General features: G+C 71.9%; 17 protein-coding genes and 1 tRNA gene. 12 read left to right on the forward strand and 6 right to left on the reverse strand.

The window, feature by feature from the left end:
- The first annotated feature begins 448 nt into the window (after positions 1–448).
- Together ACFWBB_RS39970 and ACFWBB_RS39975 are read left to right on the forward strand one after the other, a co-directional pair.
- Positions 449–883 (forward strand): DUF485 domain-containing protein, encoded by a 435-nt coding sequence (locus tag ACFWBB_RS39970; RefSeq protein ID WP_385283374.1) that lies wholly within the window; start codon positions 449–451, stop codon positions 881–883.
- The gene (locus ACFWBB_RS39975) at positions 880–2,490 is read left to right on the forward strand and encodes a cation acetate symporter (protein ID WP_385283377.1); all 1,611 of its coding nucleotides are present in this window, start codon (positions 880–882) and stop codon (positions 2,488–2,490) included. Before ACFWBB_RS39970 ends, ACFWBB_RS39975 begins: the two co-directional genes overlap by 4 nt.
- Before the next feature lie 136 nt (positions 2,491–2,626).
- Here the strand turns inward: ACFWBB_RS39975 and ACFWBB_RS39980 are convergent, their stop codons facing one another.
- On the reverse strand, positions 2,627–2,779 hold the full coding sequence (locus ACFWBB_RS39980; protein WP_385283380.1) for a hypothetical protein: 153 nt from the start codon (positions 2,777–2,779) through the stop codon (positions 2,627–2,629).
- 57 nt (positions 2,780–2,836) lie between these two features.
- Positions 2,837–3,427, reverse strand: a complete 591-nt coding sequence (locus ACFWBB_RS39985; RefSeq protein ID WP_385283383.1) for a TetR/AcrR family transcriptional regulator — start codon at positions 3,425–3,427, stop codon at positions 2,837–2,839.
- Between the two features lie 231 nt (positions 3,428–3,658).
- Between ACFWBB_RS39985 and ACFWBB_RS39990 the strand changes: the two genes are divergently transcribed.
- A complete protein-coding gene (locus tag ACFWBB_RS39990) occupies positions 3,659–4,678 on the forward strand; it encodes an aldo/keto reductase (protein ID WP_385283386.1) in 1,020 nt (339 codons plus the stop codon).
- Between the two features lie 145 nt (positions 4,679–4,823).
- Complete coding sequence (locus ACFWBB_RS39995) at positions 4,824–5,699, forward strand: LLM class flavin-dependent oxidoreductase (protein WP_385283389.1); 876 nt, start codon at positions 4,824–4,826, stop codon at positions 5,697–5,699.
- Positions 5,700–5,902: 203 nt separating this feature from the next.
- Here ACFWBB_RS39995 and ACFWBB_RS40000 read toward each other — a convergent pair whose 3' ends face one another.
- From ACFWBB_RS40000 to ACFWBB_RS40010, 3 genes are all read right to left on the reverse strand, one after another.
- Positions 5,903–6,787 (reverse strand): cellulose-binding protein, encoded by an 885-nt coding sequence (locus ACFWBB_RS40000; RefSeq protein WP_385283393.1) that lies wholly within the window; start codon positions 6,785–6,787, stop codon positions 5,903–5,905.
- A gap of 300 nt (positions 6,788–7,087) precedes the next feature.
- Positions 7,088–10,243, reverse strand: a complete 3,156-nt coding sequence (locus tag ACFWBB_RS40005) for an SUKH-4 family immunity protein (RefSeq protein ID WP_385283421.1) — start codon at positions 10,241–10,243, stop codon at positions 7,088–7,090.
- An 8-nt stretch (positions 10,244–10,251) separates the two neighbouring features.
- A complete protein-coding gene (locus tag ACFWBB_RS40010; RefSeq protein WP_385283396.1) occupies positions 10,252–11,268 on the reverse strand; it encodes an SMI1/KNR4 family protein in 1,017 nt (338 codons plus the stop codon).
- 305 nt (positions 11,269–11,573) lie between these two features.
- On the opposite strand from ACFWBB_RS40010, the gene ACFWBB_RS40015 reads away from it, so the two are divergent.
- Positions 11,574–12,185: a YwqJ-related putative deaminase gene (locus ACFWBB_RS40015; RefSeq protein ID WP_385283399.1), complete on the forward strand. Its 612-nt coding sequence runs from the start codon at positions 11,574–11,576 to the stop codon at positions 12,183–12,185.
- Positions 12,186–12,262: 77 nt separating this feature from the next.
- Positions 12,263–12,757 (forward strand): SUKH-3 domain-containing protein, encoded by a 495-nt coding sequence (locus tag ACFWBB_RS40020; RefSeq protein WP_385283402.1) that lies wholly within the window; start codon positions 12,263–12,265, stop codon positions 12,755–12,757.
- A 58-nt stretch (positions 12,758–12,815) separates the two neighbouring features.
- Here the strand turns inward: ACFWBB_RS40020 and ACFWBB_RS40025 are convergent, their stop codons facing one another.
- Positions 12,816–14,102: a sensor histidine kinase gene (locus tag ACFWBB_RS40025; protein ID WP_385283405.1), complete on the reverse strand. Its 1,287-nt coding sequence runs from the start codon at positions 14,100–14,102 to the stop codon at positions 12,816–12,818.
- A 329-nt stretch (positions 14,103–14,431) separates the two neighbouring features.
- Between ACFWBB_RS40025 and ACFWBB_RS40030 the strand changes: the two genes are divergently transcribed.
- The 6 genes from ACFWBB_RS40030 (at position 14,432) to ACFWBB_RS40055 (ending at position 19,378) form a co-directional block, all read left to right on the forward strand.
- Positions 14,432–14,503: transfer RNA gene (locus ACFWBB_RS40030), tRNA-Gln, on the forward strand.
- Positions 14,504–14,618: 115 nt separating this feature from the next.
- Complete coding sequence (glmU, locus tag ACFWBB_RS40035) at positions 14,619–16,067, forward strand: bifunctional UDP-N-acetylglucosamine diphosphorylase/glucosamine-1-phosphate N-acetyltransferase GlmU (RefSeq protein WP_385283407.1); 1,449 nt, start codon at positions 14,619–14,621, stop codon at positions 16,065–16,067.
- 134 nt (positions 16,068–16,201) lie between these two features.
- Positions 16,202–17,176 (forward strand): ribose-phosphate diphosphokinase, encoded by a 975-nt coding sequence (locus ACFWBB_RS40040; RefSeq protein ID WP_385283410.1) that lies wholly within the window; start codon positions 16,202–16,204, stop codon positions 17,174–17,176.
- Positions 17,177–17,383: 207 nt separating this feature from the next.
- Entirely contained in the window at positions 17,384–17,968 is a 585-nt protein-coding gene (locus ACFWBB_RS40045) for a 50S ribosomal protein L25/general stress protein Ctc (protein WP_385283413.1), read from the forward strand.
- A 126-nt stretch (positions 17,969–18,094) separates the two neighbouring features.
- On the forward strand, positions 18,095–18,697 hold the full coding sequence (pth, locus tag ACFWBB_RS40050; RefSeq protein ID WP_385283416.1) for an aminoacyl-tRNA hydrolase: 603 nt from the start codon (positions 18,095–18,097) through the stop codon (positions 18,695–18,697).
- 54 nt (positions 18,698–18,751) lie between these two features.
- Positions 18,752–19,378 carry a hypothetical protein gene (locus tag ACFWBB_RS40055; protein ID WP_385283418.1) on the forward strand — a complete coding sequence of 209 codons (627 nt, stop codon included), beginning with the start codon at positions 18,752–18,754 and terminating at the stop codon, positions 19,376–19,378.
- The last annotated feature ends 48 nt before the right edge of the window (positions 19,379–19,426 follow it).

Below are 19,426 nucleotides of genomic sequence, written 5' to 3' on the forward strand. Positions count from 1 at the left end.
GGGGGGGCGGGCCGCCTCGCGGGCCGCCGCGCCGGCCCGCCGGCGGCCGGCCGCGCGGCCGGGGCCCCCCCCCCCCCCACGACGGTCCTGGCCGCGCCGGACCCCGAAGGGGCCGGAGGGGCCGGAGGGGCCGGAGGGGCGGTGCCATGTAGGCCTGTGGGCCGACGGCATGCACCGGCAGGCCGCCTCCCCGAACCGGGGCCGCGCGGGCGGTGGTCGACAACACGCGCACGGTGCCGCCACAAAGCCCACAGGAACCACACCTGGGGTGTTAACGCGGGTAACACCCCAGGTCAGAAGGTATTTCGGGCAGTAAGCGCATACCGACCACTCAGTTCGGTGAAAACCCTTCGCAGCCGCCGTACCCCCAAGTAACGTGCGTCCCTCGTACCGCCCCCCACTCCCTGCGGTCCGCCGCCACGGATCCGAGCCACGCAAGGAGCACGGGATGTCACACGACCCGTCACGCCCCGGCCACAGCCGCACCTACCCATGGCAGCCGCCGCCCCGGCCGCCCGAGCCGCCACGGCGCCGGCCCGCCGACCACGTCCCGCCGGGCCGCCACAGCGACCTGCGCATCCTGCGCGGCGCCTACCGCCGCCAGCGGCGGGTGGCCACGCTCACCGCGCTCGGCTACTTCGTCGTCTTCCTGGTCCTGTCGGCGTTCGCGCCGTCCCTGATGACCGGCACGGTCGCCACCGGACTCCCCGCGGGACTGCTGCTCGCCCTGATCCAGCTCCCGGTCACCCTGCTGGCGATCGCCGTGTACGAGCGGACCGCCCGCCGCCATGTGGACCCCCTCGCCGACCGCATCCGCAAGCTCTCCGAGATCGACGCGAAGCGGGACGCCCGGGGAAACCGCCCCAAGGAGGCCGGACGATGACGGAGTTCAGCGACAACGCGCAGACGATGTCCCTCGTGGCGTTCACCGCGATCGCCACGATCACGCTGCTGCTGTGCGTGATGACCGGCCCCGACCGCGACGACCTCGACGAGTTCTACACCGGCTACCGTTCCCTCTCCCCGCTGCGCAACGGCCTGGCCATCGCCGGTGACTACATCTCGGCGGCGACCGTCCTGGGCACCGGCGGCGTGATCGCCCTGTGCGGCTACGACGGTGTCGTCCTCGCCCTCAGCACCGCCCTCTCCCTGATGCTGCTGATGTTCCTGCTGGCCGAACCGCTGCGCAACGCGGGCCGGTTCACCATGGGCGACGCGCTGGCCCGCCGCATGCCGGGGCGCGCCGTGCGCATCACGGCGTGCGCGGTGACGCTCGCCGCGCTGCTGCCGATGATGCTCGTGCAGCTCGCCGGCACCGGCCAGCTACTCGCCTTCATCCTGGGGTTCTCCGGCGCCTCGGTGAAGACGGGCTGTGTCGTCTGCATGGGTGTGCTGATGATCAGCTACGCGGCCATCGGCGGCATGAAGGGCACCGCCCTCATCCAGATGATGAAGATCGTGACGCTGCTCGGCTCCGGCGCCGTCATCGCCGTGATCGTCCTGTACCGCTTCGACTGGAACCCGGGCACCCTCTTCGACGCGGCGGCCGAGGGCAGCGGTGTCGGTGACGCCTTCCTGCACTCGGGGCTGGAGTTCGCCGGAGGCTCCTACCCCCGCGTCGACATGATCACCGCTCAGCTGTCGGTCGTGCTGGGCGGCGCCTGTCTGCCGCACATCACCATGCGCATGTACACCGCCTCCAGTGCCCGCCAGGTACGCCGGTCGATGTCCTGGGCGGTGTCCGGCGTCGCCCTGTTCGTGCTGATCATGACGGTGGTCGGCTTCGGAGCGACGGCGATCGTCGGCCGCGCGGCGATCGCCCAGGCGGACCCGCAGGGCAACACCGCCTATCTGCTGGGCTCCCGGGCCGCCTTCGGCAGCGATGTGTCCACGGCCGAGACCCTCCTCTTCACGGCGGTCACGACGGCGATCTTCCTCACGGTGCTCGCCTCGGTGGCCGGCATGATCCTCGCCTGCGCCAACTCCCTCGCCCACGACGTCTTCGCCGCACGCGACCCGAAGATGAGCCCGCGCCGCGAGATGCTCCTGGCCCGGCTGTCCGCGCTGGCCGTCGGCGTCCCGACGATCCTGCTCGCCGCCCAGGTCCAGCACCGCAGCCTCCAGCCGCTGGTCACCCTGTCCTTCTGCCTCGGCGCCTCGGCCCTCGCACCCGCCCTCGTCTACAGCCTCTTCTGGCGCCGCTACACCCGGACCGGCCTCCTCGCCACCCTCATCGGCGGAACCCTGTCCGTCCTGCTCCTGATGCCGGGCACGAACCTGGTCTCGGGCTCACCCGTCTCCGCCTTCCCCGAGGCCGACTTCAACTGGTTCCCCTTCACCACCACGGGCATCGTCACCATCCCCCTCGGCTTCGCCCTCGGCTGGCTGGGCACGGTGGTCTCGGGCCACCACAAGGCGGAGGAACAGCGCCGCCAGTACGAGGCGGTGGAGGGCTGGATCCTGGCGGGCGCGGTGCGCGGGGAGAAGTGAGGCGGGAGAAGGAGGCGGGGCGGCGCCCCGGCCGGTCCACGTCGACCGCACGACAGCGGCACGACGGCGGCACGTGCCGTCGCGCCTCCGACCTCAGTGATGGTCAGGGCGGTCGCACCTCCGGCCCCGGCGGTGATCAGGGCGGCCAGCCGCCCGGGCGCCGGTCCGTGTCGTCGACCGCCCGGTCGTAGCGCGGCGGCCGTCCGGTGATCAGCGCCGTCGGCCGTCCGGTGGTCAGCACCGGCGCTCGCCCGGTGATCAGCACCATCGGCCGTCCGGCACTGCGCACTGGTCAGCACCATCGGCCGTCCGGCACTGGTCAACACCATCAACTGTCCGGCACTGGTCAGTGCTGTCGGTGCAGTCCCGCCACGAGGAGTTGGGCCAGTCGGCGCGGGTCGTAGCGGGGATCGCCGTGCGCGCCGATGCAGAGGTTGCCGACGCCGCGCATGAGCTCGTAGGCCTGGAGGCCGGACCGGATCTCACCGGAGGCGGCCGCGGCGTCGAGCAACCGGGCGCACACGGGCACCAGGCGGTCGAGGAAGTAGTCGTGCAGCGCCTCGAAGCCCGCGTTGTCGGACTGGAGCACGGCGGCGAGCCCGTGCTTGGTGACCAGGAAGTCGACGAAGAGGTCGATCCATCGCCCCAGTGCGGCGTGCGGGGTCGGGCCCTCCGCCAGCAGGGCCGGTCCGGCCTCGGCGCAGGCGTCGACCTGGTGCCGGTAGACGGCGATGATGAGGTCCGCCCGGGTCGGGAAGTGGCGGTAGATCGTGGCCGTCCCGACGCCGGCCTTGGCCGCGATGTCGCGCACCGGCGCCTCCACGCCCGCCGTGACGAAAATCGCGGCGGCCGCGTCGAGCAGGGTCTCCTTGTTTCGCCGGGCGTCCGCCCGTTTGGGCCGGGCCGGGGGCTCCGCGCCCTGCTCGCCGTCGTTCATGGCGCAGTCCTCCGCTACCTGGCCGGCCACTGCCGACCGCCTGTCCAGCTACTTACTACCTACCTCTAGCTGCCCGCCACCCGCTACCCGTCTGCCTGTTGCTAAACGGGACAGGGTTCCGTATGTTCAAACGGGACGGCGTTCCGTTTCCTCATCATGCCAGAGCGGCCGACCCCGGCCAAGCCACGCAACGCCACCACCCCACCTCATCCGCCATGGAGGAACACACCCATGCAGTACCGCACCTTGGGCCGCACCGGCGTGCAGGTCAGCTCCCTCGCGCTCGGCGCCATGAACTTCGGCAGCATCGGGCGCACCACCCAGGAGGAGGTCGACGCCATCGTCGACGCCGCCCTCGAGAGCGGAATCAACCTCATCGACACCGCCGACATCTACGGGGCCGGGGAGTCGGAGGAGATGGTCGGCAAGGCCCTCGCCGGCCGCCGCGACGACATCGTGCTGGCCACGAAGGCGGGCATGCCGATGGGCGACGAGCGCAACCACCGGGGCAGCTCGCGCCGCTGGCTGGTCACCGAACTGGACAACAGCCTGCGCCGGCTCGGCGTCGACCACGTCGATCTCTACCAGATCCACCGGTGGGACCCGAGCACCGGCGACGAGGAGACCCTGTCGGCCCTGACCGACCTGCAACGCGCCGGAAAGATCCGCTACTTCGGCTCGTCGACCTTCCCGGCCCACCGCATCGTGCAGGCCCAGTGGGCCGCCCGCGAGCATCACCTGAGCCGCTACGTCACCGAACAGCCCAGCTACTCGATCCTGCAGCGCGGCATCGAGACCCACGTCCTGCCCGTGACCGGGGAGTACGGGCTCGGTGTGCTGGTGTGGAGTCCGCTGGCCTCGGGCTGGCTGTCGGGCGCGATCCGCGAGGGCCGGGCCGTCACCACCAGCCGCTCGACGTTCATGCCGCAGCGTTTCGACACCGCCGTCCCCGCCAACCGGGCCCGGCTCGACGCCGTCGAGCAACTGGCCGCGATCGCCGACGAAGCCGGTCTGACCATGATCCAGCTCGCGCTCGGATTCGTGGCCGCGCACCCCGCCGTGACCAGTGCGCTCATCGGCCCCCGCACACCGGACCACCTGCGCGCGCAGCTCGCCGCCGCCGACACCGTGCTCTCCGCCGACGTGCTGGACGCGATCGACGCCGTCGTGGCCCCGGGCACCGACCTCGCCCCGCACGAGAAGTTCGACACCCCACCCGCGCTGCTGGACGCGTCGCTGCGCCGCCGCTGACCACCCGGGGCAGCCACCGGCGCATTCACCCAACTCGCCGGACTCGCCGGCCCACCGGGGTCACCGGGGTCACCGGGGTCACCGGGGTCACCGGACTCACCCGACTCACCCGACTCACCGGACTCACGAAGGAAGCGACGACTTCATGTCATCCACACCCCGGCCCAGTTTCGGGATCATGACCGCTCCCATGCAGGTCGACTACCACGACGTCTTACGGGTCTGGCGCGAGGCGGACTCGATCCCGGAGATCGAGCACGCCTGGCTGTTCGATCACCTCATGCCGATCGGCGGCGACCCGGACGGCCCGGCGTACGAGGGCTGGACGCTGCTCTCGGCGCTCGCCGCCCAGACCCGACGGCTGCGGCTCGGCGTCATGGTGACCAGCAACCGGTTCCGGCCACCCGCGCTGCTGGCCAAGATCGCCACGACCGTCGACATCGTCTCCGGCGGACGGCTCGACTTCGGAATCGGCGTCGGCTCCCGCCCCGACCATCCGCTGGCCCGGCGCGAATACGCAGCGCACGGCCTGCCCTTCCACGACTCCGCGCACGCCGTGCGGAGCCTCGCCGAAGCCTGCACGGTCATCCGGCGGCTATGGACCGAGGAGAAGCCGTTCGACTTCGACGGCACCCACCACCGCCTCACCGGAGCGTTCGGCAACCCGAAACCCGTGCAGCGCCCCCACCCGCCGATCCTCATCGGCGGACGCTCGTCCGCGACCCTGCGCGTGGTCGCCGAGCACGCCGACCTGTGGAACATCCCGGGCGGCGATCTCGACGACGCCGTCAGCCGCAGTGCGTTGCTGGACCGATACTGCGCCGAGATCGGCCGTGACCCCGTCTCGATCACCCGCTCGATGCACCTGGCCGTCTCCTACGACCGGCCCGGCGTCACCCGGGACGCGATCGGCGGCGCGCTCGACGCCGGCTTCCGGCACATCGTCCTCGGACTGCCGGCTCCCTACCCGGCCGACGTCGCCCGATGGGTCACCGACGAGCTCATCAGCCCATCGTCCTGAGCACCGTCCGGCCGACGAGCGCGGACAGGAGCCCAGCCGACAGGAGCCCAGCCGACCGTGCGGCCGGTGATCACGCTCCGCCGGGCCCAGCCGACCGTGCGGCCGGTGAGTGCGCTCCGCCGGGCCCAGCCGACCGTGCGGCCGGTGAGTGCGCTCCGCCGGGCCCAGCCGACCGTGCGGCCGGTGAGTGCGCTCCGCCGGGCTCAGTCGACCGTGCGGCCGGTGAGTGCGCTCAGGCTGTTGCGTACGTGGTCCATGTGCGCCTGCACGTCGTCCCGGCGTTCGCCGTGCTCCCGGAGCACCCGCTCCGTCTCGCGCACGGTGCGTTCCTCCCGGACGTGCGCCTCGGTGAGCAGTTCGGCTGCACGCGCGTGTGCCTCCTCCTGACGCAGCCGGGCCGACTCCTCGGCCTCCACGAACGCCTGCTCGGCCTCGGACAGCGCCGCCTCGGCGCGGGTCACCGACCGGGCGTACCGCGCGTCGACGGCCGCGGCTCGCTCGGCCGCCTCGCGCTCCGTCGCGGCCCACCGCTCGACGTGCTCCTTCTCCTGCTCGGCGAGCATGCCGGCGGTGCGCTGCCGTACCTCGCGCAGGGCGGCCAGCGCCTCGCCGCGGTACTCCTTGACGTCGCGCCGGGTGCCGATGCGCAGTTCGTCGGCCTCGGCGCGCGCCGCCAGCAACCACTGGCGGGCACGTTCCTCGGCCTCCGCGCGCAGTTCGTCGGCCTCCTCCTGTGCCGCACGGCGTACCTCGAGGGCGCGCGTCTCGGCCTGCGCGACGTACTCAAGCGCTTCGCGCCGCGCCCTGTCGCGGACGTCCGCCGCCTCTTCCAGAGCGAGCTGGAGAATGCGCCGTGCGCGCTCCCCGAGGGAGTCGTACGTCTGCGGCGCGAGCCTTGTCACCACTTCGCGCAGCTGCTCGGCCTCCTCCTCCATCTCCCGGGCGAGCACCGTGAGCCGGGCGGCCCGCTCCCACGCGGCATCCCGGTCGGAGCAGAGCGCGGCGGTGTACGCCTCGACCTGTTCCGGCCGGTATCCGCGGCCGCGAACGGTCACGTACCCCGGTGGTGACACCGATGCGCTGCTCATCCTGGAACCTCTCGCCACCCGACGGACACGGCATGATGATTTCGCGCATATCTTGATGGATCTGGCGCAAGTGTTCATAACGCGACACTCCGCCCACAGGTCACGGCCGACCTCGAACACAAAGGTGCCCGGTGGGAACACAAAGAGACCGAGTTCGAACAGGAAAGGGGCCGGGCTCGATCATCCGACCGGGCCCGGCCCCTTTCCGTTCCAGCTCCTACTCCTGCTCCTGCACCCGCTTCCGCTCCTGCTCCTGCGCGTGCACCCGCTCCCGCTCCTACGCGGCGCAGCGACCGCCCGTCACAGCAGGCCGTCCCACATCTGCTCCAGGAGCACCGACCACCAGCTCTCGGGCGAACCGAGCGCCGCCGGATCGAGCGAGGCCAACTGGGCCTGGAAGTCGACGGTCCAGCGACCCGCCTGCTCCTCGTTGAGACCGAACCGCAGCCGCCACATCCGTCCGAGCAACGCCAGGCAGCGCGCGAATTCCGGCAGCCCGGTGTTCACGAACTGCGGCGGTACGGGCGCACCGCCCGGCCCCGCCTCCACGGGCACGGCGACGATGTTCGCGGTGCCGTACTGCACGCAGATCGCCTTGCCGAAGTCCGTACCCATGACGAGGTACGAGCCCGCGTCCGACGCCGGCTGCACGCCCCGTTCGGCCGCCAGCTCCGCCAGCGTCGGCACCGGCCTGCCCGGCTGGGCCTGCGCCCAGAAGAACGGTCCCAGATCCGCCGGCAGGCCCGCGACCACCAGCGTGTGCGCCACGACCGGCGGCACCCCCTGGCGGGACACCGCGGCCTGCTCGAAGCGGAACACCGCCGGCCCGAACAGCGCGGCCAGTTCCTGCCCGATCGCCTCCGGCGGAACCGGCGGCGCCGCCTGTACCGGCGGCAACGGCGCACGGACGGGAGCCGGACGCGCCGGCCCGTCCGCCACCTGGTGCAACTCGCCCTGATGGGCCAGCAGTTGCTGCATGCCCTGCTGCCGGCTCGCGTGGTCCGTACCGTACGGCGCGATGCTCGTGATCCGCGCCTGCGGCCACTGCTCCCGGATCATCCGCGCGCAGTACGCGCCCGGCAGCTCACACGACTCCAGCTCCGTGTGCAGCTCCAGCACCTGGTCCGGCGGCACGTTCATCGCCCGCAGCTCATGGAAGATCTGCCACTCCGGGTGCGGCGTCCCCGGCGCCGAACGCCGGATCAGCTGCTGCTCCGAGCCGTCCTGCGCGCGGTAGCGCAGCACGGCCTGGTAGCCCGGGCCGACCGTCGGCAGCCCCTGCTGCTGCGGATACCCGTACGCGGGAGGCTGCCCCGGCACCGGTCCGCCCGGCGGCGGCATCGGAGGCTGGGGGGCACCTGGACCCATACCGGGAGCGCCCGGAGCCATCCCCGGGGCAGCCGGGAAACCGGGAGCGCCGGGTACACCGGGAGCGCCCGGGAAACCGGGAGCGCCGGGTACACCGGGAGCGCCCGGGAAACCGGGGCCCGGAGTGCCTGGACCCTGCGGCGGCAAAGGCGCGCCGGGGCCACCCGCCGGGGGCCCGGCCAACATGGTCTGCGCATGGTGAACAGCGGCGTGGCCGCCCCCACCGGGGCCCTGCACGCCGGGTGCACCAGACGCGCCCGGGGCGTTGGGAAAGCCAGGTGCACCGGGCGCCTGGGGTGCCCCGGGGGCACCCGGAGCGGCCTGCGCGCCGGGAGCGCCAGGCATGCCCGGAGCACCTGGACCACGAGGCGCACCCGGCGGCTGCGGCGCACCCGGCCCCATCCGACCGGGGTCGGCAAGCATCGTCGCGGCATGGTGAACGCCACCGGGAGGCGTACTCCCGGGCGGATTCGGTCCAGCGGGCGCACCGGGCGCACCCGGAGCGCCGGGAGGGTGCGGCGCGCCCCCCGCACCAGGCCCTGCCGGACGAACCGGACCAGCCGGACCAGCCGGACCCCCGATCCCGTCGGGACCCAGGGCCGACACAAGCTGCGTGGGCACGTAACCGCCCGCCGGAGTACCCGGCGCACCCGGCCCGGAAGGCGGCGGCGGAGTGTTCCCCGGCCGCGCACCCGGGGTTCCCGGCGCACCCGGCGGAGGCGGCGGCTGTGCCCCTCCACCCCGGTTGCGACGCGGAGGCGGCGCCGCCTTGCTGGTCGCGGCGTCGGCGATGTCACCGGCGTTGGGCGCCAGCGGCCGCGCCGGAGCGCCCGGTCCGGCCGGGGGCGGCGGAGCACCCGCGCCCTGCGGGTAACCGTAGGAGGACCCACCGGCCGGGGGCGGTGTTCCCGGGCCACCGGGCGCACCCGGCGCCTGCGGATTGCCGTACGACGAACCGGCCGGACCGGAGGGCGAAGGAGCCCCAGGAGTCCCGGAAGCACCAGAAGCACCAGAAGTCAGATGAGTCCCAGGAGTCCCGGAAACGCCGGGAACCGCAGGGGTCCCAGCCGCCGGAGGAGCCGTCGGAGCCGGAGTGTTCCCGGCTCCCGCACCACCCGGTCCCTGACCGCCGAGCGCGGGCGAGACCGCCGTCGGCGGAAGCCGGCTGCCGCCCGACATCAGCGCCGTCTTGGCGTCCGGCGCGGACACCGGCGGCACCGCCTCGTCGTCGGAGCCGCTCAACGGCGGCGCGAACACGGTGGCGGGCAGCGACACGGAACGATCGTCACCGGCGTCGGCGTTGGTGTCCGTCCCCGCCCACGGTGTCGCCCCGACGGGAGCCGTAGGAGCCGCCGGTCCACCGGCGCCCGGCGCCTGCCCGGCACCCGAGCCCGAGGGCACACCGGCCTGCGTCTCGGGCAGCCCGCTCCCCGGCACCCCGCCGCCCTGGGTCCGGGGAAGCGAGGGATCCCCGCCCCCGGGCACACCACCGGCGGAGCCACCCGGACCCGACGCCGAACCGGATACCGAACCCGGCGTCGAAGCCGCCGCCGAACCCGGCACCGAACCCGGCACCGAACCCGATCCAGGACGCGGCCCCGCCCCCAGCCCAGAACCGGAGCCCGATCCGGAACCCGATCCGGAACCCGAAGAAGTTCCACCGTTCCCCGAGGAAACCGCGCCGTTCCCCGGATCGGCCTCCCGCCGGTCCGCGATGCCCAGCTTGTCCGCCGCCTCTTGCAACCACTCCGGCGGCGACAACAGGAAAGACGTCTGGTTCAGATCCACCCGCGCCGCAGGCGCCGGCACCGCGTCGGCAGGGGTGTCCGGACGGCCGTACTCCTCCTCGTACCGGCGGATCACCTCGCCCACCGGCACCGCCGGCCACAACGTGGCCTCCCCGCTGTCCCGGGCGATCACCAACCGCTGCGCGCCACCGTCCGAACGCGGCCCCTCCGCTCGGTCCTCGGCCCACACCACGAAGCCGAGCCCGAACTCCCGTACCCGCACCTCACGATGCTGGTACGCCGGCACATCCCCGTTGATCCACTCTTCGGCGCGCTCCTGCGCCTGCGCGAACGTCACCATCGTCCAGCTCACTCCCCCACCGAAGACGCAGAAGGCGCCGAAGACACCGCGGCCACCGGCACCGCACGCGCGAACCCGCCGTCCACCATCAGATTCGCCACCGTCTCCAACTCCGGCGGATTGCCAGCCAGCCGCGACAGGAAGACGTCGAAGTCCTCACCGCACGGCAGCAGCAACCGCTCCATGCGCTCCGCAGACGACCATCCCGGATCGACGTCCCGCACATCGTCGTACGCGCAGAACCACACCGAACCGGCCCGCTCGCCCCTGACCTTCACGGCCAGCAACCCGCCCTGGACGAACCCGACGCCCAGATAGTCCTTCGTCAGGTGGTCACGCAGGCACTTGTTCACGTACACCAGGTCATTGACCGCGGCCTCGTCCCGCACGGTGAAGAAGGGCTGGTCGACCAGCAGTCCCAGTTCCGCGTCCAGCGCAGCGCCCACCGGCGCGCAGCCACCCGCCGCCTTCACGAACGACCGGTACGCCCCCGGCAGCCGGTATCCCAGATCCTCCTCGACCCCCTGGACCTGCTGCTCCGTCACCGCCACACCCGACTTCGGCAGCCCGAAATGCGCGGGTCGCGTCTCCTGCAACGGCCGCGTCCCCCGCTTCGACTGGTCCACCACCGCCGACGACACCCCACCGTGATGCCGCAGCAACGCCTTCACCTCGACCGGAACCAGTTCCAGCCGCCGCGAGCCCACCGCGTGGTGCCACGTCCAGCCGTGCGGCGTCGCCACGCTCGGCACCGTGTCCCACAACTCGTGTCCCGAAGCCGCCAGGACCGCGTTCGCCGACACGTAGTCCGTCAGCCGCAGCTCGTCCACACCGAAGCCCTCCGGCGGATCCGCGATCTCCGCGGCGGCCCGCGCATACGGCGAGAAGTCCGGGTAGCCCCGCTCGTCCATCCGAACGCCCCTCGGATGCCGTGCCGCCCGGACCGGATCCGGGAAATGCACGACCTGCCCGGCATAGGCCGCGTTCGGCGGCGCGGCCTGCTGCCCGAGCCGACCTGTCGTCATGGCGGTTGCCCCCTGCGGCACTCTGTACGGCCCGCAGCGACCGGTTCCGCTTCCGGATCCACCCACCAGGCCCGTATCGACTGTCTCCAACAATCTCCAACGCGCGTCAACCGCGCGCCGACGGTGCCGACAGCCTATGCGGTACGACGACGGGGGTCACCGGCCCTCCGCTTCCGTGACCAGCCGTCACCCCGCCGTGACGGCCGTCCCGAACCCGGGCGTGTCGCACCGCCCCAGCTTCCCCACCGGCCACGCCATTTGGCACTCTGTGACGTCCGGGGGATGCACGGGAGGGGAAAACGATCATGAACGCGACACAGACGGGGCCGCACACCGGCAGGTCGGACAACCTGCACACCGGCAATACGGCGGCTCACGACACCGGCCGGACCGGCGACCCGCAGGCCGGCCCGTACTCCGGTGCGTACTCCGGTCCGTCCGGCGACCCCCGCATCGGCTGGTCCGCCAACGGGACCCCCCACGCCCCCGTCCTGCGCCACCGACGCGACGGGATACTGCCCACCGTCGCCGCCGCGCTCTCCGTCCGTGGCGCCACCCTCACCAGCACCGCCGCGCGCGGCGACCAGCCACCGCCCCTGCACCACCTCGTCCAGGACTTCCTCGACACCCTCACCAGCGCCCAGCGCGACCGCTTCACCGGCCGCTGCGCCGAAGCTCTCCTCATCTCCCGCCATATCACCGCCGCCGACGCCGCCCGCAGCAGACGCGCCGCCCGCCGCCCCATGACCAACGGCGAGGCCCGCAAAAGCCTCAGACAGGCCAAACTCACCACCCGCCGCATCCGCGAGGACGGCGACCCCCTGCACGGCAGCTTCGCCACCCCCTGCCGCGCCTGCACCGCGCTCAGTGACCACTTCGGCGTGCGCATCGTCGACCCGTCGGCCGCGGGCAACTGACCCCCGGCCCACCCCGCACAGGACAGCACGACGGCCCCACCGGGCCCCGCACCACCAGCTCGACGAACGAAGGGCCGATGCACCCCGACCGCACCTCCACCACCCGTTTCCCCGTCCCCGTCGACGCCGCCCTGCGCGCCGCCGGCTGGCAACCCGGACGCTGGGACATCAAACAGGCCGAGATCTGGGCCGACACCCTCCGCGACCACAGCTCACCCGCCGGCCACCGTCACGCCGTGTTCCCCGCCGCGGTCGAAGCCTGGGCCGAGTTCGGCGGCCTCACGATCACGCCCATCGGCCCCGGTCGCCAGGTCGCCCCCACCACCCTCCACCTCGACCCCCTGCACGGCCTCCACCTCGCCCGCACGCTCGTCGACCTCGGCCGGGCCCTCGACACCGACGTCGCCCCCCTGGGCGCCGAGACCGACACCCAGGGCCTCCTCGCCATCGACGCAGAAGGCCGCGTCTACGCCCTCGACCACACCGGCGACTGGTACCTCGGCCCCGACATCGACCAAGCCCTCGGCGCCCTCACCGCCGGCATCGAACCCGTCCGCCTCACCGCCGGCTGACCAGCCGCCCGCATCCAGGACCCGGGGACCACCCGACACCCACAGCCCCACCCAAGCCCTACGACGCCGGAAGCACCGCCGACACCCGGAAACCCCCCGCCTCCGTCGGCCCGGACACGAACACCCCGCCCAGCGCCACCACCCGCTCCCTCATCCCCACCAGGCCGTTGCCCCCGGACGGCAGGCCCGCCGACACCGAACCCACCTCGGGCGGCGCCCCGTTCTCCACCTGCATCGCGATCTCCCCCACCCGATGCGCCAGCCGCACATGCGTCTTCGCGCCCCCCGCGTGCTTGTGCACGTTCGTCAGCGCCTCCTGCACCACCCGGTACGCCGTCTGCTCCACCTCCGGCGCGTACGGCCGCGCCTCCCCCTCCACCAGCAGCTCCACGACCATCCCCGCGGCCGCCGACTGGCCCACCAGCTCGTCGAGTTCCGACAGACACGGCCCCTCCCCCTCCTCCACCACCACTGCGGCAGCCACCCCCACCGCCATCAAGGGCACCGACGCCGCCCGCGCCCCCGCACCGCCACTGCGCAGCACCCCGAGCATCTCCCGCAACTCGGTCAACGCCTGCCGTCCCATGTCCCCCACCAGCGCCGCGTTGCGCGCGGCCTTCTCGGGATCCTTGCGCGCGATGGCCTGCAACGCCGCCGCATGGACGACCATCAGGCTCACCCGGTGCGCGACCACGTCATGCATCTCGCGCGCGATCCGGGTCCGCTCCTCGCCACGCGCCCACTCCGCCCGCTCCTCCGCCCGCTCCGCGAGCAACTGCAACTCCCGCTCGAGACTGTCCGCCCGCTCCCGCAGGCTCTCCATGAGCCGCCGCCGGGCACCGACGTACATCCCGAGCAGCAGCGGCGGCGCGGTGAGCCCCAGCGAGGTCGTGATGGCGGCGAACGGAATGAACCAGTCCCCGATGGTCAGACGGCCCTGGTCCATGCTCTGCCGCACCCGGACGAACGTCACGATCAACGTCCCGACCAACTGCATCCCCGCGAGCGAGGCGATGATCCGCCGGGGCAGCTCCGACGCGGCGAGCGTGTACAGCCCCACGATGCCCATCAGATAGCCCATCTGGGCCGGTGTGATCGCGATCGACACCAGCACCACGGCGATGGGCCACTTGCGCCGCACCACGAGCACCGAACCGGCGAGCAGTCCGAACACCACCCCCGCCGCCGACGGGATGCCGGCGTCCCGCGCGAACGGAACCCCCTCCACCGCGCACTCCACGGCGGACACGAGCCCGAGGCTCCAGTCGAACGCCGCACTCCGCCGTCTGGCCCACCACAGCGGCCCTCCCCGGGCCGCCGTGTCCTCTTCCCCCGTCGTGGTCATGGCTCCAGCCTACGGGCGCAACCCCCGGCTTTTCCGGCGACTTTCCCCGACCGTGCCGCACCCCACTCCGAAACCGAACAGCATCGAAACCCACCGGTATCCCTCGAACTGCCGAACCACGTCCGTTCGATGCCGGAACCGCGCATTCCGCCCGCGGTCCCGCCACCCCCGGGCCGCCGGGAAAAGGGCTGCGCGGAGGGTCCTGCGGAGCACCGCGCGGAGTGCCGGACGGACCGCCGACCCACACCGTCGCGTCGAGGGCTGGTGGTACGGCATAGTAGAAGGCGCCACTCGACAGCCAGGGCAAATGTCCGGTTAAGTCGGGTTATTCCCCTGTGGTGTAATTGGCAGCACTGTGGCTTTTGGTGCCATATGTCCGGGTTCGAGTCCTGGCGGGGGAGCCTTACACGATCCGGGCCCTGACAGCACTGTCAGGGCCCGCTCTCATGTCCTCCGAGAAACGCCCCGGTATCCTTCGGATGTCCCACCCCACTCCACAGCCGAAGGGCAACTTCCGTGAGCGCCAATCGCCCGGCAGCCGTCGTCGTTCTCGCAGCGGGTGAGGGCACCCGTATGAAGTCGGCCATACCGAAGGTCCTGCACGAGATCAGCGGCCGCTCCCTCGTGGGCCATGTGCTGGCCGCGGCCCGTGAGTTGGACCCCGAGAACCTGGTCGTCGTCGTAGGGCACGCGCGCGAGAAGGTCACCGCGCATCTGAACGAGGTCGACCCGCACGTGCGTACCGCCGTGCAGGAGGAGCAGAACGGCACCGGGCACGCCGTCCGGATGGGTCTTGAGCAGCTCGGCGGTGGCGTCGACGGGACGGTCGTCGTCGTCTGCGGTGACACCCCGCTGCTGACCGGCGCGACCCTCGCGGAGCTCGCCGCCACGCACCACACGGACGGGAACGCCGTCACCGTGCTGACGGCCGAGGTGCCGGACGCGACCGGCTACGGGCGGATCGTGCGCGACGACGCCTCGGGCGCCGTCACCGCGATCGTCGAGCACAAGGACGCGTCCGAGGCGGTTCTCGCGATCCGGGAGATCAACTCCGGGGTGTTCGCCTTCGACGGTCAGCTGCTGGCCGACGCGCTGAAGAAGGTCCGTACGGACAACAGCCAGGGCGAGGAGTACCTGACCGACGTCCTCGGGATCCTGCGGGAGGCCGGTCACCGGGTCGGCGCGTCCGTCGCCGCCGATCACCGTGAGATCGCCGGGATCAACAACCGGGTGCAGCTGAGCGAGGCCCGCCGGATCCTCAACGACCGGCTGCTGACCGCCGCGATGCTGTCGGGCGTGACCGTGATCGATCCGGCGACGACCTGGGTCGACGTCACCGTCACGTTCGAGCAGGACGCGGTCGTGCACCCGGGTACGCAGCTGCTCGGCGCCACCCGCCTCGGCGAGGGCGCCGAGGTCGGCCCCAACAGCCGGCTGAAGGACACACAGGTCGGCGCCGGGGCCCGGGTGATCAACACGGTCTCCGACGGCGCCCACATCGGCGCGGACGCGTCCGTGGGGCCGTACGCCTATCTCCGTCCCGGCACGCGGCTGGGGGCGAAGGGCAAGATCGGCACATACGTGGAGACCAAGAACGCCTCCATCGGCGAGGGGACCAAGGTTCCTCACCTGTCCTACGTCGGGGACGCGACGATCGGTGACTACAGCAACATCGGTGCGGCGAGCGTCTTCGTGAACTACGACGGGGAGAGCAAGCACCACACCACCGTCGGCTCGCACTGCAAGACGGGTTCGGACAACATGTTTGTGGCTCCCGTCACGGTCGGGGACGGCGCGTACACCGCCGCCGGGTCCGTGATCACGAAGGATGTGCCGCCCGGTTCGCTGGCCGTGGCCCGAGGTCAGCAGCGGAATATCGAGGGCTGGGTGGCCCGTAAGCGTCCGGGCAGTGCCGCGGCGAAGGCGGCCGAGACGGCCTCCCGCCAGGCCGAAAGCGAAAGCTGACCGGAAACAGGCACGTCGAACACGGCGTACCGTGATAGGTGCTCACCCGCACCCCACCAGCTGAGACGGCCCCGTCGCGCCCAGCGGCGAGGTTTCTCGACATCCAGCTGAGACACCTCTGAGGAGACTGTGCTGTGACCGGGTTCAAGACGACCGGCGAGAAGAAGATGATGTTCTTCTCCGGCCGCGCCCACCCCGAGCTTGCCGAGGAGGTCGCCCACCAGCTGGGTGTCGGGGTCGTCCCGACGAAGGCCTTCGATTTCGCCAATGGTGAGATCTACGTGCGCTACCAGGAGTCGGCGCGCGGCGCGGACTGCTTCCTGATCCAGAGCCACACGGCTCCGATCAACAAATGGATCATGGAGCAGCTGATCATGATCGACGCGCTGAAGCGCGCGTCGGCCCGTTCGATCACGGTGATCGTGCCGTTCTACGGCTATGCCCGTCAGGACAAGAAGCACCGTGGGCGGGAGCCGATCTCGGCCCGCCTGATCGCGGACTTGATGAAGACGGCGGGTGCGCACCGGATACTGACCGTGGATCTCCACACGGACCAGATCCAGGGCTTCTTCGACGGCCCGGTGGACCACCTCTTCGCGCTGCCGCTGCTCGCCGACTACGTGGGCAGCAAGGTGGAGCGCGCGAAGCTGACCGTGGTGTCGCCGGACGCGGGCCGGGTGCGGGTGGCGGACCGCTGGTGCGACCGGCTGGGCGCGCCGCTGGCGATCGTGCACAAGCGGCGCGACAAGGACGTCGCGAACCAGGTGACGGTCCACGAGGTCGTGGGTGAGGTCAAGGGCCGCGTCTGTGTGCTGGTCGACGACATGATCGACACCGGTGGCACGATCTGCGCGGCGGCCGACGCGCTGTTCGCACACGGCGCGGAGGACGTCATCGTGACGGCCACGCACGGTGTTCTGTCGGGTCCGGCTGCCGACCGCCTGAAGAACTCCAAGGTGAGCGAGTTCATCTTCACCAACACCCTGCCGACGCCGGGTGAGCTGGAGGTGGACAAGATCACGGTGCTGTCGATCGCGCCGACCATCGCGAACGCGGTGCGCGAGGTGTTCGAGGACGGCTCGGTGACCAGCCTCTTCGACGAGCAGTGACGGTTCTCGTCTAGTCCTCGTCCAGTCCCGTCGAGATCGATTTCGTGTACGGCCTTCCCGCTGCGTAAACTGTCCCAGTTGCTCGGCGAGGGAGGCCGTACACGTGTGTTCCGCGTGTGTACGGCGGTCCGTTATCGACGCGCTCTTCGTAGCAGGCCGATGGTTTGGCCGGGTGACCACCTTTCCCCAGTTCTACGAGGAGTGAACATGGCCGAGGTCAAGCTCGCAGCCGAGACCCGTACCGAGTTCGGCAAGGGCGCCGCCCGCCGTATCCGTCGTGCCGCCAAGGTTCCCGCCGTGGTCTACGGCCACGGTGCCGACCCCGTGCACATCACGCTGCCGGGCCACGAGCTCCAGCTCGCCCTGCGCACCCCGAACGTCCTGCTCAGCCTGGACATCGACGGCAAGACCCACCTGGCCATCCCGAAGGCCGTGCAGCGCGACGCGATCAAGGGCTTCCTGGACCACGTCGACCTGCTGCTGGTCCGCAGCGGCGAGAAGGTCAACGTCGAGGTCTACGTCCACACCGAGGGCGAGCTGGCCCCGGGCGCCTACCTGCTCGAGCACGTGCTGAGCACGCTGAACGTCGAGGCCGAGGCCACGCACATCCCCGAGTCGGTCACCGTCTCCATCGCGGGCCTGGCGGCCGGTGCCGCCATCCTCGCGAAGGACATCCCGCTGCCCAAGGGCACCACGCTGGCGACCGACGAGGACGCGGTCGTCCTCCAGGTCCTGGCCGCCCAGGCGGAGGAGGCCCCGGCGGACGCCGAGGCCGAGTCCACCGAGGCCTGATCCTCCGAGATTCCCAGCCCGTCGGCCGCCGCTTCCCCCGGGGAGCGGCGGCCTGCGTGTAGTGCCCGCGTGCAGTCCCCCGCGTGCACCCCTGCGTGTGCAGCCCCCGCCTGTAGTCAAGGAGACATGGACGTGACGACCGATGCCAGTGCCCCCTGGCTGATCGCGTGCCTCGGCAATCCCGGTCCGGAGTACGCCATGAACCGGCACAACGTCGGCTTCATGGTGGCGGATCTGCTGGCGGCGCGGATCGGGGGCCGGTTCAAGCGGGCGGGGAAGGCGCAGGCTCAGGTCGTGGAGGGGCGGCTGGGCCCGCCGGGGACGGGGAGCCGGCGGGTGGTGCTGGTGAAACCGATGTCGTTCATGAACGTGTCGGGCGGCCCGGTGAACGCGTTGCGGGACTTCTACAAGGTGCCGGTGGCGAACATCGTCGCGGTCCACGACGAGCTGGACATCGACTACGGCGTGCTGCGGCTGAAGCTCGGCGGCGGGGACAACGGGCACAACGGTCTGAAGTCGATGACGAAGGTGATGGGCGCGGAGTACCACCGGGTGCGGTTCGGGATCGGGCGGCCGCCGGGGCGGATGCAGGTGGCGGACTTCGTGCTGAAGGACTTCTCCTCGGCCGAGCGCAAGGAGCTGGACTACTTCGTCGACCGTGCGGCGGACGCGGTGGAGGCCCTGGTGCTGGAGGGGCTGGAGCGGGCGCAAAGCACGTACAACTCCTGACTTGTCGCCCAGCGAGGTTGACGGGCCGATCAGGCATGGCCAATGATCCCCGCCATGCCTGCCACAGCAGCCTCGTCCCACCGCCGCCGGGCGCACTCCCACAGGGCCTCGGCCAGGAAATCGGCCAAGGGCTCCGGCTCGGCCGGGGGATCGGCCAAGGCCTCTGGCTCGGGCTCGGGCTCGGGCTCGGGCTCGGGCTCGGGCTCGGCCAGAGGGTCCGTCCCGGCGGTCGCGTTGCGGTTCGGGCGGGTCGTGGCCATGAGTGTGGTCGCCGCGCTGATCCTGTTCGCGGGGGTGTGGGGTTCCTGGGGGTCCGCGCAGCACGTGATGCTGACGAAGGGCCGGGAGCAGGGCACGGTCGAGGTGACGCGGTGCGGTGAGGACGCCTGTGCGGGGCCGTACACGCCGTTGTCGGCGGGGTCGACGGCACGCGCGCGCGTGGTGATCGAGAAGTCGGTGGCGGTCCGCAAGGGCGGGATCTACACCGTGGTGATCAAACCGGGCAGTGACGAGGTGGTGCGGTCGGGTCCGGCCGGGATTCTGTACGCGTGGGTACCGTTCGGCGGCGCGCTGCTGCTGGCGTCGGTGGTGGTCGCGGGTGGTCTGGGGCGGGCGCGGGCGGGCTGGGTGCTGGCGGGGTCGGGGGTGGCGTTGCTGACGGCGGCGTTCGCGGCCGTGTGAGTGGGCGGTGGCCGTACCGAAAAGGGTGCCCCCGGGTCCGTACGGACC

This window comes from Streptomyces sp. NPDC060000 (assembly GCF_042737375.1).
GTDB lineage: Bacteria > Actinomycetota > Actinomycetes > Streptomycetales > Streptomycetaceae > Streptomyces.

What these genes read in the sequence shown, in the direction of transcription:
- ACFWBB_RS39990 (WP_385283386.1), top strand. Translation starts at nt 3,659, where the DNA reads ATGCAGTACCGCACCTTGGGCCGCACCGGCGTGCAGGTCAGCTCCCTC.
- ACFWBB_RS39995 (WP_385283389.1), top strand. Translation starts at nt 4,824, where the DNA reads ATGTCATCCACACCCCGGCCCAGTTTCGGGATCATGACCGCTCCCATG.
- ACFWBB_RS39985 (WP_385283383.1), bottom strand. Translation starts at nt 3,427, where the DNA reads ATGAACGACGGCGAGCAGGGCGCGGAGCCCCCGGCCCGGCCCAAACGG.
- ACFWBB_RS40020 (WP_385283402.1), top strand. Translation starts at nt 12,263, where the DNA reads ATGCACCCCGACCGCACCTCCACCACCCGTTTCCCCGTCCCCGTCGAC.
- ACFWBB_RS40015 (WP_385283399.1), top strand. Translation starts at nt 11,574, where the DNA reads ATGAACGCGACACAGACGGGGCCGCACACCGGCAGGTCGGACAACCTG.
- ACFWBB_RS40000 (WP_385283393.1), bottom strand. Translation starts at nt 6,787, where the DNA reads ATGAGCAGCGCATCGGTGTCACCACCGGGGTACGTGACCGTTCGCGGC.
- ACFWBB_RS40045 (WP_385283413.1), top strand. Translation starts at nt 17,384, where the DNA reads ATGGCCGAGGTCAAGCTCGCAGCCGAGACCCGTACCGAGTTCGGCAAG.
- ACFWBB_RS40005 (WP_385283421.1), bottom strand. Translation starts at nt 10,243, where the DNA reads ATGGTGACGTTCGCGCAGGCGCAGGAGCGCGCCGAAGAGTGGATCAAC.
- pth (WP_385283416.1), top strand. Translation starts at nt 18,095, where the DNA reads ATGGACGTGACGACCGATGCCAGTGCCCCCTGGCTGATCGCGTGCCTC.
- ACFWBB_RS40055 (WP_385283418.1), top strand. Translation starts at nt 18,752, where the DNA reads ATGCCTGCCACAGCAGCCTCGTCCCACCGCCGCCGGGCGCACTCCCAC.
- ACFWBB_RS39970 (WP_385283374.1), top strand. Translation starts at nt 449, where the DNA reads ATGTCACACGACCCGTCACGCCCCGGCCACAGCCGCACCTACCCATGG.
- ACFWBB_RS40010 (WP_385283396.1), bottom strand. Translation starts at nt 11,268, where the DNA reads ATGACGACAGGTCGGCTCGGGCAGCAGGCCGCGCCGCCGAACGCGGCC.
- ACFWBB_RS40025 (WP_385283405.1), bottom strand. Translation starts at nt 14,102, where the DNA reads ATGACCACGACGGGGGAAGAGGACACGGCGGCCCGGGGAGGGCCGCTG.
- ACFWBB_RS39975 (WP_385283377.1), top strand. Translation starts at nt 880, where the DNA reads ATGACGGAGTTCAGCGACAACGCGCAGACGATGTCCCTCGTGGCGTTC.